Source organism: Olsenella profusa DSM 13989, assembly GCF_030811115.1.
GTDB lineage: Bacteria > Actinomycetota > Coriobacteriia > Coriobacteriales > Atopobiaceae > Olsenella_F > Olsenella_F profusa.
Window position 1 is genome coordinate 1,512,050 of record NZ_JAUSQK010000001.1, and the last position, 13,152, is coordinate 1,525,201.

Below are 13,152 nucleotides of genomic sequence, written 5' to 3' on the forward strand. Positions count from 1 at the left end.
GACGGCAGGGGTCAAGCGAGGGGAAGCACATGGGCATCACCGAGCGGAACGCGTATGAGGCACTGTCCGATGACGAGCTTGCGCAAAGCATCGCCGACCTTCAGGCGCGGGCGGACGCCATCAAGGCGCAGGGTCTGGCGCTCGACATGGCGCGGGGCAAGCCCAGCCCCGAGCAGACGGCCCTCTCCCGACCCATGCTCGACGTCCTGAGCTCCTCCTCTCCACTCCACGATGGCGATGCCATCGTGGACAACTATGGCACGCCGGAGGGGCTGCCCTCCGCTCGTGCCCTGGCGGGAGAGATGCTGGGCGTGGACGCCAAGAACGTGGTGGTCTCCGGCTCGTCGAGCCTCAACCTCATGCATGACCTCGTGGCACACGCCTTCACCAACGGCGTGGCGGGGGGGCGACCCTTCTGGCAGCAGGGCGAGGTCACGTGGCTGTGTCCGGCCCCGGGTTACGACCGGCACTTCCGGGTGACGGAGGACCTGGGCATCACGAACGTGAGCGTGCCCATGCGTGAGGATGGTCCCGACATGGACGTGGTGCAGGAGCTTGTCGAGGGCGATCCCACCGTCAAGGGCATCTGGTGCGTGCCCAAGTACGCCAATCCCACGGGCATCACCTACTCCGACGAGGTCGTGCGGCGCTTTGCCGCCCTGCGCCCAGCCGCGCCCGACTTCCGCGTCTACTGGGACAATGCCTATGTAGTGCACTGCTTTGGCGACCAGGACGATCGGCTGCTCAACGTCTTCGATGCGCTCAGGGATGCCGGCACGCACCGCCTCGTCTATGAGTTTGGCTCGACGGCCAAGGTGACCTTTCCCAGCTCGGGCATCGCCTTCGTTGCCGCGGACGACGAGGACATCCGGGACATCCGTGCGGCCTTTGCCGTCGAGCGCGTGAGTTCCGAGAAGTTCTCCCAGTTGGCACACGTGCGCTTTCTCAAGGACCTTGCTGGCGTGAGGGCGCACATGGCCAAGCATGCCGCCATTGTGGGGCCACGCTTCGCCCTCGTCGAGCAGAGGCTCTCCGAGGGCCTGGGGGAGCTGGGCGTTGCGAGCTGGACGCATCCGCATGGCGGCTACTTCGTGTCGTTCGAAGGACCGGCGGGATCGGCCAGGCGCATCGTCTCCCTCATGGGCGAGCTGGGTGTCAAGCTCACGCCGGCCGGCGCCACCTGGCCCTCTGGCAACGATCCCACAGACTCCAACATCCGTATTGCGCCAACCTACCCCTCTCTCGAGGATCTTGGGGCCGCGCTCGATGTCTTCGTCGTTGCCGTCAAGCTGGTGGCGGCCCAACTCATATGGGAGGCACGCCTCTAGCTGGATGAGTCGATTCTCCTCATTCTGAACGCACGCTGATGGCGACTGGCACACCCGCGTTCTTTCTGTAGAATAGATGGGTTACTGCGCAGAGGGCCTTGGCATGCCTAGGCTTTTGCATACCTCCTCCTGGTGGCGCGAGGGGTGGATATGGCGCGCCGAGAGCGTGAGAAAGGGTGGTGAGGATGGGAAAGAGGAAGCGCCCCAAGGCAGGGAACGCCGCGCCCCGCACACGAGGCAGTGCTTCGAGGAAGGGTGCCACGCATGCCAAAGGTACCAACAAACGGGGCCAGAAGGTCTTCAGGCCCACGCTCACCGATCGCATGGGTGGGAAGAAGCGGATGCGTGAGATCGTCATCATCCTCTTCGCCGTCCTCATGGGCGTCTCGATGATGACGCCGTCCCTGGCAGGCATCTTTGGCAATCGCAACGCCCAGCAGCAGGATCAGCAGGACCAGGACCAGCAGTCCGCTGCCGCCGGCACGGACACGGGCACCGCTTCGGGCATCGCCGCCGTGGACGACAGATACCAGCCTCTCGTGAGCGACCTCGAGTCCAAGCTGCGTGATGACCCCACTAATCTGGCGACCCTGCTGGGGCTGGGCAACGACTACATGCAGTGGGGCTATGAGGCAAGCACCGTCGCAACCACTGACCAGGACAAGCAGCACAGCCAGGACCTGCTGACCACGGCACAGGACTACTACAACCAGTACCTCGCCCTCAATGATTCCGATGTGGTGCGCGTGCACATCGCCCTCTGCAAGCTCTATGGTGGTGACGCCTCGGGTGCCCAGGCCGACCTCGAGGCGCTCACCCAGAGCAACCCCGACTTCGGGCTTGCCTGGGCGAACCTCGGCCTCGTGTACGAGCGGGAAGGTGATGCCACCAAGGCCACCGATGCCTACAACAAGGCGAAGGCGGCGGACCCCGATGACGAGTATGGCGCCAAGAGCTTTGCGGAACAGCGTCTGAAGGCCATCAACGCGCAGAACACCAACGGTGGCACCGGTGGCTCCCCGTCCGTCACGGGTGGCTCGGGCAAGGGGCTCATGGGCACCTTGACGTCTGGCTCGGGTACCAACGTGGGGTTCTAGACGTAGCATGCGACTGAATGGAGCAGTCATGAGCATATCGATATCCAGTACGCCCAAGGACGATGGCATCCTCGTTGCCGTTTCGGGTGAGGTTGACGTCTCCAATGCATCTGATCTTCGCGACGAGCTGAACAGGGTGCTTGAGGGTCCCTCCGCATCCATCGAGGTCGAACTCTCGCAGGTCAGCTACATCGACTCCACGGGCATTGGCGTGCTCGTGGGTGCCGCCCATCGTGCGGGCGAGCTCTCGCGCACGTTCAACGTGCTGCATCCCCAGCCCAACGTGTCCCGCGTCTTGGGGCTCTTGGGGGTCTCCAAGGAACTTGGCGTCATCGAGTAGCGACGGGTTCTCATTGCCAGGAGGTACCACTTGTTTGGAATAGGCGAGACCGAGTTCGCGATCATCGTGCTCTTTGCGTTCCTGATCTTTGGGCCCGACAAGCTGCCCGGCATGGGCAGGACCATTGGGCGCGCGCTCAGACAGTTCCGAGACGCTCAGGAGGGCTTCTCCGAGGTCGTCCAGAACCAGGTCATGGACCCCCTGAACGATGCCATGGCCGATCCCAAGGCCCAGGAGAAGGGCAGGCGCCGTGCGGCGGCCCTGGAGGAGGACGCGGACCTCGAGAACGAGTCGGTGCCCACAAGGCGTGCGAACGAGACGTTCGCCGAACGCAAGGCACGTCTCGAGGCCGAGCGCACGGCCAAGGAGGAGGCTGAGGGGACGGCTGGTGCCGCTCCTACCGCGCCCGAGCCGCCCGCCGTCGCACAGGCCCCTGAGGACACCCCTGCGTCGGCCACCCCACATGAGGCGCCCGCGGAGGCGTCGCCGCACGAGGCCATGCCCGATACGAGCGCCGCCGCCCTCTATGCGCTCAAGCCCGAGAGAGCCGAACCCGTCGCGTCGGACGGCATGGGCTTAGACGACGGCAGCCCTGCCGGGGCGACCGAGGGGGAGGAGTAGCCCATGCCCATCGGACCAGCCCGCATGCCCCTCATGGATCACCTGGGGGAGCTGAGGCGCCGTCTCACCATCATCGTGGTGTCGCTCGCCATCACGGCCGTGGTGGTCTATGCCGCCACGCCCACGCTCATCGACATGCTCATGGATCCCGTGCGCGACGAGCTTGCGGGGGCCAACCTCACCGTGTTCAGCGTCCTGGGCGGCTTCACCATCCGCTTCAAGGTGGCGCTGTTCTTCGGCATGATCATCTGTACGCCCATCATCATCTGGGAGGTCATGGGGTTCTTCCTGCCTGCGCTCAAGACCAACGAGCGCAAGTGGGTGGTGCCGACGGTGGCCGCCATGGTCTTCCTGTTCTTCTTTGGCATGCTGTTCTGCTACTTCGTCATCCAGCGCGCGGCCATCGGATGGATGGTGCAGCAATCGTTGGAGTTTGCGGCCATCATGCCCAATGCCGAGGACTTCCTCAACATCATGATGCTGCTGGAGATTGGCTTTGGCTTTGCGTTCCAGCTGCCGCTCATCATCTTCTACCTGTCCATCCTGCACATCGTGCCCTACAAGACGTTCCGCGGGCAGTGGCGCTACATCTACGTGGCGCTGCTCGTCATCTCCAGCATCGTCACGCCCGACGCCTCGCCCGTCACCATGATCCTCATGTTCGCGGCCCTCGTCGCCCTCTACGAGCTTGCCCTGTTCGTGGCTCGCTACGTGCTCGTCGCGCGTGACGGCAAGGAGTCTCTCAAGTGGAGTCGCGAGGAGTACCAGGAGCACAGGTACGAGGAGGGGACGGAGTAACCTCGGTGTGCCGTGGGACATCTTTGGTGTCTGGGTCCTGCCGTGCCGGCGCGCCCCACGGCTGCGCTGTCATCTCTGCTATAGTCACGTCCCTGCAACACACGCACGAAGGAGCTGATCTTGAAGCTCGTTGTCACCGAGAAGAACGATGCCGCACAGCAGATCGCACGGCTGCTCTCGACCTCTGGCAAGCCCACGGCCGACAAGGTGTACGACACGCCAGTCTACCGCTTCACGCATGAGGGGGAGGAGTGGGTCACCATCGGCCTGAGGGGCCACATCATGGCTCCCGACTTCCCCCATGAGCTGCACTACTCAAAGAAGGAGGGGTGGTTTGCCGTCACGGCGGAGGGCGAGGTGATGCCAGCCGCCGTGCCGGAGACGTTGGCCCGGCCACCGTACGATACCAAGCGCAAGCCCTTCCTCAAGGACGGCATCGACATCAAGGGCTGGAAGGTGCCGAGCCTGCCCTATCTGGTATGGGCTCCCGTGGAGAAGCTCCCCGCCGAGAAGGGCATCATCCGCGCCCTCAAGAACCTTGCCAGGAAGGCGGACTCCATCGTCATCGGCACGGACTTCGACCGCGAGGGCGAGCTCATCGGCTCGGACGCCCTGCGCCAGATGTGCGAGGTGGCGCCCGGCACCCCCGTCTCGCGCGCCCGCTACTCCGCCTTCACCAAGGCCGAGATCGACCATGCCTTCTCCCACCTGGTGGAGCTCGACCAGGACCTCGCCGATGCGGGCGAGAGCCGCCAGTGCATCGACCTCATCTGGGGCGCCGTGCTCACGCGCTACCTCACCATGGCGCGCTTCGGCGGCTTTGGCAACGTGCGCTCGGCCGGCCGCGTGCAGACGCCCACGCTGGCCCTCGTGGTGGAGAAGGAGCGCGAGCGCGAGGCCTTCGTGCCGGAGGACTACTGGGTGCTCTCGGGCCTGCTGGCACCCCAGGGCCAGCGCGGCGAGGACGTGGTGTTCAAGGCCACGCACACCACGGCGCGCTTCAAGGACAAGGCCGCCGCGGACGTCGCCTATGCGCATGTCAGGGGCGCGACGACTGCCACGGTGACGGGCGTGGAGAGGAAGCGCCGCACCACGCGGCCGCCCGCGCCCTTCAACACCACCTCGCTGCAGGCCGCGGCCGCCTCCATCGGCATCTCGCCCGCACGCACGATGCGGCTGGCCGAGTCACTCTATATGGACGGCCTCATCAGCTACCCGCGCGTGGACAACACCGTGTATCCCCGCTCGCTCGACCTCAAGGGCTGCGTGCGCACGCTCTCGGCCGTCCCGCAGTACCGGCCCTGCTGCACGGAGCTGCTCGGGAAGGGCAGGCTCACGGCCACCCGCGGCAAGCAGGAGACCACCGACCACCCGCCCATCTACCCCACGGGCGCGGCGGACCCCGACCGTCTCGACGGTGCGGCCTGGCGCCTCTACAACCTCATCGCCCGCCGCTTCCTGGCCACGCTCTCCGAGCCGTCGGTCAGCGAGTCCACCAAGCTCTCGCTTGACATCGCCAATGAGCCCTTCACCTCCTCGGGCACCGTCATCGTGAAGGAGGGCTTCCGCGGCATCTACCCCTTCGGCCAGCGCAAGGACGAGGTGCTGCCGGCGCTCGCCCAAGGTGACGTGGTGGACGTGGTCTCCCTGGGCCTTGAGGCCAAGCAGACGGAGCCGCCCGCGCGCTACAGCCAGGGTCGTCTCATCCAGGAGATGGAGCGCCGCGGCCTGGGCACCAAGTCCACGCGCGCCAACATCATCCAGCGCCTCCTGGACGTGAAGTACATCAAGAACGATCCGGTGGAACCCAGCCAGCTGGGCATGGCCGTCATCGAGGCGCTGCATGCCTATGCCCCGCACATCACCACGCCCGACATGACGGCGGAGCTCGAGGCCGACATGACCAAGGTCGCCGAGGGAGCCGACACCCAGGAGCAGGTCGTCACGCACTCGCGCGCGCTGCTTGCGGGCATGGTGGACGCGCTCATCGAGCACAAGGAGGATCTCGGCGAGGCCATCGCGGATGCCGTGACGGCCGACGCCAAGGTGGGCGTATGTCCCAAGTGCGGCAGGGACCTCGTGATGAAGCGCTCCGCCAAGACGCGCGGCAGCTTCATCGGCTGCATGGGTTGGCCCGACTGCGACGTCACCTATCCCGTGCCCTCCAACGTGAGGGTGGAGCCCCTCGAGGGCGAGGCGGGCGTGTGCCCCGTGTGCGGCGCGCCGCGCATCAAGTGCAAGCCGTTCCGCTCCAAGGCCTTCGAGATGTGCGTCAACCCCGCCTGCGAGACCAACCGCGAGCCCGATGTGGTGGTGGGGGAGTGTGTCGCCTGCAAGGAGGCGGGGCGCCACGGGGACCTCGTGGCCCACAAGAGCGAGAAGACGGGCAAGCGCTTCATCCGCTGCACCAACTACGACGAGTGCGGAGTGAGCTATCCGCTGCCCCAGCGGGGTGAGCTGCACGCCACGGGGGAGACCTGTCCCCACTGCGGCGCCCCCATCGTGGAGGTCACGACGGCGCGGGGCCCCTGGCGCATCTGCGTGAACATGGACTGTCCGGGCAAGGAGAAGAGGCCGGCCCGCGGTCGTGGAAGCAAGCGGGGGACCTCTGCCAAAGGGGGCACGTCACGCGCGGGTTCAAGAAAAGGTAGCGCATCATGAGCGGTGAGCGTGGCATCTTCCTAACGTTCGAGGGTGTCGATGGCTCTGGTAAGACTACTCAGGCGCATCGTCTGGCGCATGTGCTTGAGGCTGCCGGCATGGAGGTCATCCTCTTGCGCGAGCCTGGTGGTACGCCCATTGGCGAGCGGATACGGGCCATCCTGCTCGACCCCCGTAGCGACGAGATGGCAGACGAGTGCGAGCTCCTGCTCATGAACGCGTCCAGGGCCCAGCTCGTGCGACAGGTAATCCAGCCCTCGCTGGAGCGGGGGGCCATCGTCGTGAGCGACCGCTTCTTTGATTCCACGTTTGCCTACCAGTATGGCGGACGAGGGGTGGACAGGGACGTCACGCTGTCCTGCAATCTCTTGGGGAGCTGTGGCCTTGTGCCGGACCTCACGTTCCTTCTTGACCTTGACCCCCAGCTCGCGTTGCGTCGTGCTACCAAGGGCGGCGTAGACAGGCTTGAGGCCGAAGGGGCCCAGTTTCAGGAGCGGGTCCGCGATGCATATCTTGAGCTTGCGGGGATGGAGCCTGGTCGCGTGATGGTGGTGGATGCCGACGCCTCGGAGGATGAGGTCTCCCTGCATGTCGCGTCCCTTGTCCGTCATACGTTTCCGCAGCTTGACTTCCACCCGTTGTGACATGTTGGCAGGAGGAGACTGACATAGGTGCGTGGGTATCCCTGTATCTCAGGGCCCTTTGCTTGTTTGGGAATCAAAGATGAAAGATGCTGCAGCGTTGGCTGGCATGTGTCTCATATCGCGCGATCAAGATAGGACGTACATCTGTTCTCACATGATCTCAGTGTCTGTTGAGACCTAAGAGGATGTTCATGAAGAAAAGGATGACAGCGTTTCTGCAATCTGTCAGAGGTCGCATGGAAGACCACCACATTGGGCGCCCGCTGTTTGTTGGTGGACTGGTGTTTGTCGCCTTCTGGGCTACGGTGCCACAGCAAGCAGGCGATGCAAAGGCATGCCAGTCCTTGCTTGCCCTCCTGACGGTGATGGGGTTTCTTGCTCATAGGCGTTTTCCCCGTGCGAGCATTGCGCTCACGATAACGTTTACCTTTGCCGCTTGGGTAATGGGACTAACGTACGATCCTCTGCTCTTGGCCAGCATCACGGTTTTTTCCTTTGCCGAAGGCCACGGAGTGGGGATGCACAAACGTTTCATGCTGTGCGCTCTCACGCTGCTTGTTCTGGCGCTTCTGGTATGTACGAGTCCGGTTGCCGAGGCACGGATTCGCTGGATTATTCTAAGCTGTACCGCCTTGTCAGGAGCTTGGATACTTGGGATTCGCACAAGGCAGCGACGTGAAGAGTCGGTCATTCGAGCTCAGGTGGACGAAAGGCTGCGTCTCGCGCAAGAAATACACGACCTGCTCTCGTATTCGCTGGGAACCATAGGGGTTCGGGCTGGCGTGGCAGCGCGTGTTGATGTTGACGATCCGCAGAAGCTTTGCGCAACTTTGCACGAGATAGAGCATGTTTCGCAATCGGGCGTCCAACAGCTTAGGGAGTTACTTGACCAAGAGAAGGATGCAGGGGGAGCCACGCGTGAGACCAAGGGGGCGGTAAAGAAGAAATGGTCGCTTGAGGACGAGCTCCATAGCGTGAAGACCCTCTGTGAAAAGTCGGGATTACTTGTCCGCATACATATTGATAGCAGGGTAGATCTGCTTCCAGACGCAATACGTACGACTTTGCTCCGTGCGGCCAAAGAGCTTACAGTGAACGTCCTGACTCATGCTCACGCTCACGAGATGCATATGTCAGTGGTAGTTGAGCCCACGAATGTGCGCATGGTGGTTGCTGACAATGGAGAAGGGTCCGTGGCGTCCTTAAAGCCTGGGCATGGCATTACTGCCATTCGAGAGCGTGTGGCCCTTTTGGACGGGCATTTAGTTCTTTCGGATGCCCCTGATGGCGGACTCCAAGCGAGTCTGACCATTCCATGTGATGCACATGGCATATAGAAAGCGGTGAACAACGTGATCAATGTCTTGGTTGCAGATGACGATCATCATCTATGCAGCGCCCTGCGACAGCTCATCGATCATGAGGATGACATGCGTACCGTAGGGGTTGCCCATGATGGTGACGAAGCGGTGGAGCTCGCGCTTGGCATGCAACCAGACGTGATGCTCCTTGATGTGCAAATGCCCCGGCTTTCGGGTCTTGAGGTCTTGAAGATGCTTTTGCGGCAGTCCAACCCCTCTCGCATCATCATGCTTACCATGTTTGATTTGGACGAGTACGTTTATGAAGCCCTGAGAAATGGTGCTACGGGTTTTCTGCTCAAGAACTCTGCTCCGCGATCGATAGTGGATGCCATACGATCGAGCTTGGATGGCACCTCTCTACTGTCATCCGAGGTCACCAATAGGCTCATCTCGCATCTTGCGCCGATCCGCAAGGATGCCCTCATTGAGCACTTGACGGCAAGGGAGCTCGAGACACTGGTATATATTGGGCGGGGCCTGTCAAATGATGAGATTGCTCGGCTTCTTTTTGTGACGCCGACGACGATTCGAACGTACGTGAGTCGTATTATGAGCAAGCTTTGCGTTTCCCATAGGGCCCAGCTCGTCGTGGCCGCATACGAAAATGGACTCATTTCTCCAGGTGACGTCTCTCACTGAAATCAGGGGCATGCGCGATATTGTCTGCAATTGCAGACTGACACCTCAAGCCTCAAGAAGTACACCTTATCTAGCTCCGATGCGAGAGATGTTCTCTCGTGGGGGGTAGAGGTCAGGGGTGCCACTCTACATATCCCTAGCCTTAACTGTTTAGTTGTTTGAGAACCAGCTGGGTTCTTCTGAGTGCATGGAGGGAGGAGGAATAATGGCAAAGGCAGACTATGTCGTAACTCTTGATCAGCGCCCTTATAGGAGGCATCAGGGCCATAGGCGAACGGGCATGGTACGGGCCGTGAGAAGCGAGTTGAAAAAAGTCCTTAGCCTTTCAGCACCTATTGCAGCTGTAATCCTTACCGTGACTCTTACGATTACCCTTTCTGGATTTTTGACCTTTACGACAAAGCACGCATTTGAACAGGGTCATCCTGAGCAGATGGCTGGCCTGGAGCCGGCTTCGGCCTTTTTGGCAATTCTGTATTATGAGCAGGTTGGATCGCTGTTTATAGGTAGTTGGCTGGTCATTGAGGAACAAGGGCATGGGAATCTCCGTACCACATATCTTGCCATGCCACAGCGCCAACGGGTGTATGTGGCAAAAGCCATAGTCGTGGCTCTTGTGACCACGCTTACGGGCCTCCTCAGTGTCTTTGGGTCATATGCCGTGCGTACCGCATTTGTTGGGGAGGTGTTGATAGGCGATGCCTCCATACCTAACGCGCGTGTTCTCTGGGGTTATGTTCTATACGGGGTTCTCATCTCGCTCGTTACGTATGGACTCTCTTCGCTTTTGCGCAATGGCATTGGTGGTCTTTGTACGATGCTGTGCGCGATACTCATCGCGTCCCCGTTACTGCTCTCTAAGACGCAGCTTGCACGCTTCCTTGCCGACCAGGCTGGTGCCCAGATATATATGTCAACCTTGCCAACTGGCGCTGACCTTGGTCCGACGTGTGGATTTGTCGTGATGCTTGCCTGGGTCATGTTGCTCAACATTGCTGGCTGCATTTCCCAGCGTGTCGCATCGGTGCGCGGCTAGTGGTACATCTTCATATGTATCTGTCGGTAGGGAGGATTCCTTGATTAGCGTACACCAACTTACGAAAAGGTATGGGGGACAGACGGTTCTCTCGGATGTAACATTCGAGGCGCTGCCTGGACGAGTGACAGGATTCCTAGGACCAAATGGCGCCGGGAAGTCAACGACCATCCGTCTGATGTTGGGATTGGATAGACCCACCAAAGGATATTCACTCGTGGAGGGGATGCCATATCAATCGCTGACACGGCCTCTTACCAGAGTTGGTGCCCAGTTTGATGGTTCTGGCGCCCATGAGGGCAGAACGGCACGCGATCACCTTCTATGGGTCTCGCTCTCCAATGGAATATCGCGCCGCCGCATTGATGACGTGCTTGACATGGTAGGACTGACCGATGCCGCTCGTAAGCGCGTCGGGACCTTCTCCCTTGGCATGAAACAACGATTGGGCATTGCCACTGCCCTTTTGGGCGATCCCGCATGTCTTATCTTTGACGAACCAACGAATGGCCTGGATGCGAGTGGGATTTTGTGGCTCAGGGGACTGTTGAGAGATCTGGCGGCTCACGAAAGGACGGTTTTGGTGTCCTCTCATCTCATGAGCGAGGTTCAATTGGTTGCCGATGACGTGGTGGTGATTGCTCATGGAAAAATTGTCAAACAGGGTGTCTTAACAGACTTGCTTGAGGGGCAACCAAACTTGGAAGAGGCCTATTTCCAATGGGTTGGGAGGGAGTGAAAGTGTCTCGCCTTGTCTTGACTGGCTTACATGGCCCTTCTTGCCTTGGTAAGAATGGTGGGATGAGGGCTTTTGCACGTGCGATCTCATCAGAATTCAAGAAGTTGCTCACTCTGCGTTTTATTCGGTATGTAGTTGCGGCAACAACCGTGCTTCTGCCACTCTATGCGCTGCTGACAACGCCCTCCGTGAGAGACGCGATCAGTACCGGTGACCCCACACTTGCTCCGGGCATAACACCGGAGTCCGTTGGGTTTGACGGCATAGAGCTGGGCCAGGTTTTTCTCATACTTCTGGGAAGCATATCTGTCAGTAGTGAGTATCAATTTGACCAGCTCAAGGTGTCGTTACTTGCGGTTCCGAATCGTCTGCGTCTCCTTGGGGCCAAGGCGCTTGCCGTTGGCGTTGTTTCGCTGCTCTTGGGAATGGTCGTCGTTCCCCTTGTTGCGTTCATAAGCCAACTGCAGCTTGGGGAGGTTGGCATCCTGCATGGTGGAATTACTGTTTCCTACCTGTTGAGCTTGGGTGGGGCGATAGTCAGCTGGGCCGCCATAGCGCTGCTAAGCTTTGCGCTTACGATAATCTGTCGTCAGGCTCTGACGCCTCTCCTGATCCTGATCGTTACATCACAGTTCACGCTGGTCTTGGTGCATCTCATGCCTGGAGCGCAGTACTTGCCCTTTTCTGCGGGAGTGCAGTTGTATGACCCCTCTTCTATTGTGGCAGAGACCCCCTCTGCCGGCCTTGGGCCTGGTGTCGCACTCCTTGTCCTCACGATATGGGTCGTGGCTTTCATGGCGTTGGCCGGCTTTCTCTTTCAGAGGAGGGGGGTGCAGACGTGAATGCACCCAATGGGTTTGACAGGAGAGCCGCCCTGGGAGAGCTGTTCTATGGGGTGCTCAAACAAACAAAGCTGCTAGTAGCAATTGTCATACTTGGCCTATTAAATCGAGGAGCAGTGTGATAACGTCTGGCAAACGGGGTTCAAGGTGGCAAAAAACGTTGCATTGGTGTCACCTCTCTCTTAGAGGCGCTTGCAATAGTGGGATCCTCGGGTGCCGGGAAGAGTACCGTGCTCGATCTTATCTCGCGACTCTATGATCCTGTGGGCGGAACGATCTTTTTCAAAGGGGCTGACGTCGCTAGCCTCGATCGTCGCATCGTGCGCAACCATATCGCTTATGTGGAGCAGGATGCCCCCATTCTGTCAGGAACCATCAGAGACAATTTGACCCTTGGAATCTCACAGGTGAATGATGCCAAGCTCATGTGCATGCTTCAGGCATGTAACCTCATTGACGTGTGCAATGGATCACACGATGGATTGGATGCCGACGTTGGTGAGCATGGAGTGCTGCTTTCTGGTGGGGAGCGCCAGAGGCTTGCGTTGCTGAGGGCCCTACTGAGGGAACCCGAACTGCTCCTGCTCGATGAGTCAACATCCAATCTTGATGGGGCAAACGAGGAGCTTGCCCAAAACCTGATCGATTGCTACGCACCACACAGCGCTCGCAGTATTGTGGCGCACCGTCTTTCGACAGTTGTGGATGCGGACGACATACTGGTACTTGATGGTGGGAGGGTGGTCGACGAGGGGACGCACACACAGCTATTGCAGACATCGCCACTCTATCGCAACCTCGCTCATACGCAGCTGCTCTCTCAACCTGCGTAGAGTTCTGGTCGTGTCATTAGAAGGGGCGAGGTGGGCTCATTGTCGGTACAACTATAAAAGTGTCCAGCGTCTTTGCCGCGCTCCAATGCCTCGCTCCTCTAAGTCTAGGTAGAGGCGCAGTCTAGAGCAGGTGGTGAGTGTGATGTACTGTCCCCTTGTCAATGGGCTATCTGAGCTAAAGTATCTCGGTGAGCGTTGCAATCTGCCCCT

The 13,152-nt window shown here is 60.3% G+C and carries 13 protein-coding genes; all 13 read left to right on the forward strand.

What is annotated here, in order from left to right; all coding sequences use genetic code 11:
• Positions 1 to 29 precede the first annotated feature (29 nt).
• The 13 genes from J2S71_RS06990 to J2S71_RS07050 all read left to right on the forward strand — a co-directional run bounded on the left by J2S71_RS06990 (position 30) and on the right by J2S71_RS07050 (position 12,942).
• On the forward strand, positions 30 to 1,328 hold the full coding sequence (locus tag J2S71_RS06990) for an aspartate aminotransferase type Ic (RefSeq protein ID WP_307390152.1): 1,299 nt from the start codon (positions 30 to 32) through the stop codon (positions 1,326 to 1,328).
• A gap of 185 nt (positions 1,329 to 1,513) precedes the next feature.
• Positions 1,514 to 2,425, forward strand: coding sequence for a tetratricopeptide repeat protein (locus J2S71_RS06995; RefSeq protein WP_021725332.1), 912 nt, complete (start codon positions 1,514 to 1,516; stop codon positions 2,423 to 2,425).
• A 28-nt stretch (positions 2,426 to 2,453) separates the two neighbouring features.
• Positions 2,454 to 2,765 carry an STAS domain-containing protein gene (locus tag J2S71_RS07000; RefSeq protein ID WP_021725267.1) on the forward strand — a complete coding sequence of 104 codons (312 nt, stop codon included), beginning with the start codon at positions 2,454 to 2,456 and terminating at the stop codon, positions 2,763 to 2,765.
• 30 nt (positions 2,766 to 2,795) lie between these two features.
• The gene (locus J2S71_RS07005; RefSeq protein WP_021725277.1) at positions 2,796 to 3,386 is read left to right on the forward strand and encodes a twin-arginine translocase TatA/TatE family subunit; all 591 of its coding nucleotides are present in this window, start codon (positions 2,796 to 2,798) and stop codon (positions 3,384 to 3,386) included.
• Between the two features lie 3 nt (positions 3,387 to 3,389).
• A complete protein-coding gene (tatC, locus tag J2S71_RS07010) occupies positions 3,390 to 4,184 on the forward strand; it encodes a twin-arginine translocase subunit TatC (RefSeq protein ID WP_307390157.1) in 795 nt (264 codons plus the stop codon).
• A 120-nt stretch (positions 4,185 to 4,304) separates the two neighbouring features.
• A complete protein-coding gene (locus tag J2S71_RS07015) occupies positions 4,305 to 6,845 on the forward strand; it encodes a DNA topoisomerase I (RefSeq protein ID WP_307390159.1) in 2,541 nt (846 codons plus the stop codon).
• On the forward strand, positions 6,842 to 7,489 hold the full coding sequence (gene tmk, locus J2S71_RS07020) for a dTMP kinase (protein WP_307390162.1): 648 nt from the start codon (positions 6,842 to 6,844) through the stop codon (positions 7,487 to 7,489). Before J2S71_RS07015 ends, tmk begins: the two co-directional genes overlap by 4 nt.
• Before the next feature lie 236 nt (positions 7,490 to 7,725).
• Positions 7,726 to 8,826: a sensor histidine kinase gene (locus J2S71_RS07025; RefSeq protein ID WP_307390165.1), complete on the forward strand. Its 1,101-nt coding sequence runs from the start codon at positions 7,726 to 7,728 to the stop codon at positions 8,824 to 8,826.
• A 6-nt stretch (positions 8,827 to 8,832) separates the two neighbouring features.
• Positions 8,833 to 9,492 carry a response regulator gene (locus J2S71_RS07030; RefSeq protein ID WP_307390168.1) on the forward strand — a complete coding sequence of 220 codons (660 nt, stop codon included), beginning with the start codon at positions 8,833 to 8,835 and terminating at the stop codon, positions 9,490 to 9,492.
• Between the two features lie 205 nt (positions 9,493 to 9,697).
• Positions 9,698 to 10,528 (forward strand): ABC-2 family transporter permease, encoded by an 831-nt coding sequence (locus tag J2S71_RS07035; RefSeq protein WP_307390171.1) that lies wholly within the window; start codon positions 9,698 to 9,700, stop codon positions 10,526 to 10,528.
• The gene (locus J2S71_RS07040) at positions 10,506 to 11,267 is read left to right on the forward strand and encodes an ABC transporter ATP-binding protein (RefSeq protein ID WP_307390174.1); all 762 of its coding nucleotides are present in this window, start codon (positions 10,506 to 10,508) and stop codon (positions 11,265 to 11,267) included. Before J2S71_RS07035 ends, J2S71_RS07040 begins: the two co-directional genes overlap by 23 nt.
• A gap of 62 nt (positions 11,268 to 11,329) precedes the next feature.
• The gene (locus J2S71_RS07045) at positions 11,330 to 12,109 is read left to right on the forward strand and encodes an ABC transporter permease (RefSeq protein ID WP_307390178.1); all 780 of its coding nucleotides are present in this window, start codon (positions 11,330 to 11,332) and stop codon (positions 12,107 to 12,109) included.
• Positions 12,110 to 12,306: 197 nt separating this feature from the next.
• The gene (locus tag J2S71_RS07050; protein WP_307392445.1) at positions 12,307 to 12,942 is read left to right on the forward strand and encodes an ATP-binding cassette domain-containing protein; all 636 of its coding nucleotides are present in this window, start codon (positions 12,307 to 12,309) and stop codon (positions 12,940 to 12,942) included.
• Positions 12,943 to 13,152 lie beyond the last annotated feature (210 nt).

Bases quoted from the DNA above. Each gene is read 5' to 3' on its own strand.
- J2S71_RS06990 (WP_307390152.1), top strand. From the start codon at position 30: ATGGGCATCACCGAGCGGAACGCGTATGAGGCACTGTCCGATGACGAG.
- J2S71_RS06995 (WP_021725332.1), top strand. From the start codon at position 1,514: ATGGGAAAGAGGAAGCGCCCCAAGGCAGGGAACGCCGCGCCCCGCACA.
- J2S71_RS07000 (WP_021725267.1), top strand. From the start codon at position 2,454: ATGAGCATATCGATATCCAGTACGCCCAAGGACGATGGCATCCTCGTT.
- tatC (WP_307390157.1), top strand. From the start codon at position 3,390: ATGCCCATCGGACCAGCCCGCATGCCCCTCATGGATCACCTGGGGGAG.
- tmk (WP_307390162.1), top strand. From the start codon at position 6,842: ATGAGCGGTGAGCGTGGCATCTTCCTAACGTTCGAGGGTGTCGATGGC.
- J2S71_RS07025 (WP_307390165.1), top strand. From the start codon at position 7,726: ATGGAAGACCACCACATTGGGCGCCCGCTGTTTGTTGGTGGACTGGTG.
- J2S71_RS07035 (WP_307390171.1), top strand. From the start codon at position 9,698: ATGGCAAAGGCAGACTATGTCGTAACTCTTGATCAGCGCCCTTATAGG.
- J2S71_RS07045 (WP_307390178.1), top strand. From the start codon at position 11,330: ATGAGGGCTTTTGCACGTGCGATCTCATCAGAATTCAAGAAGTTGCTC.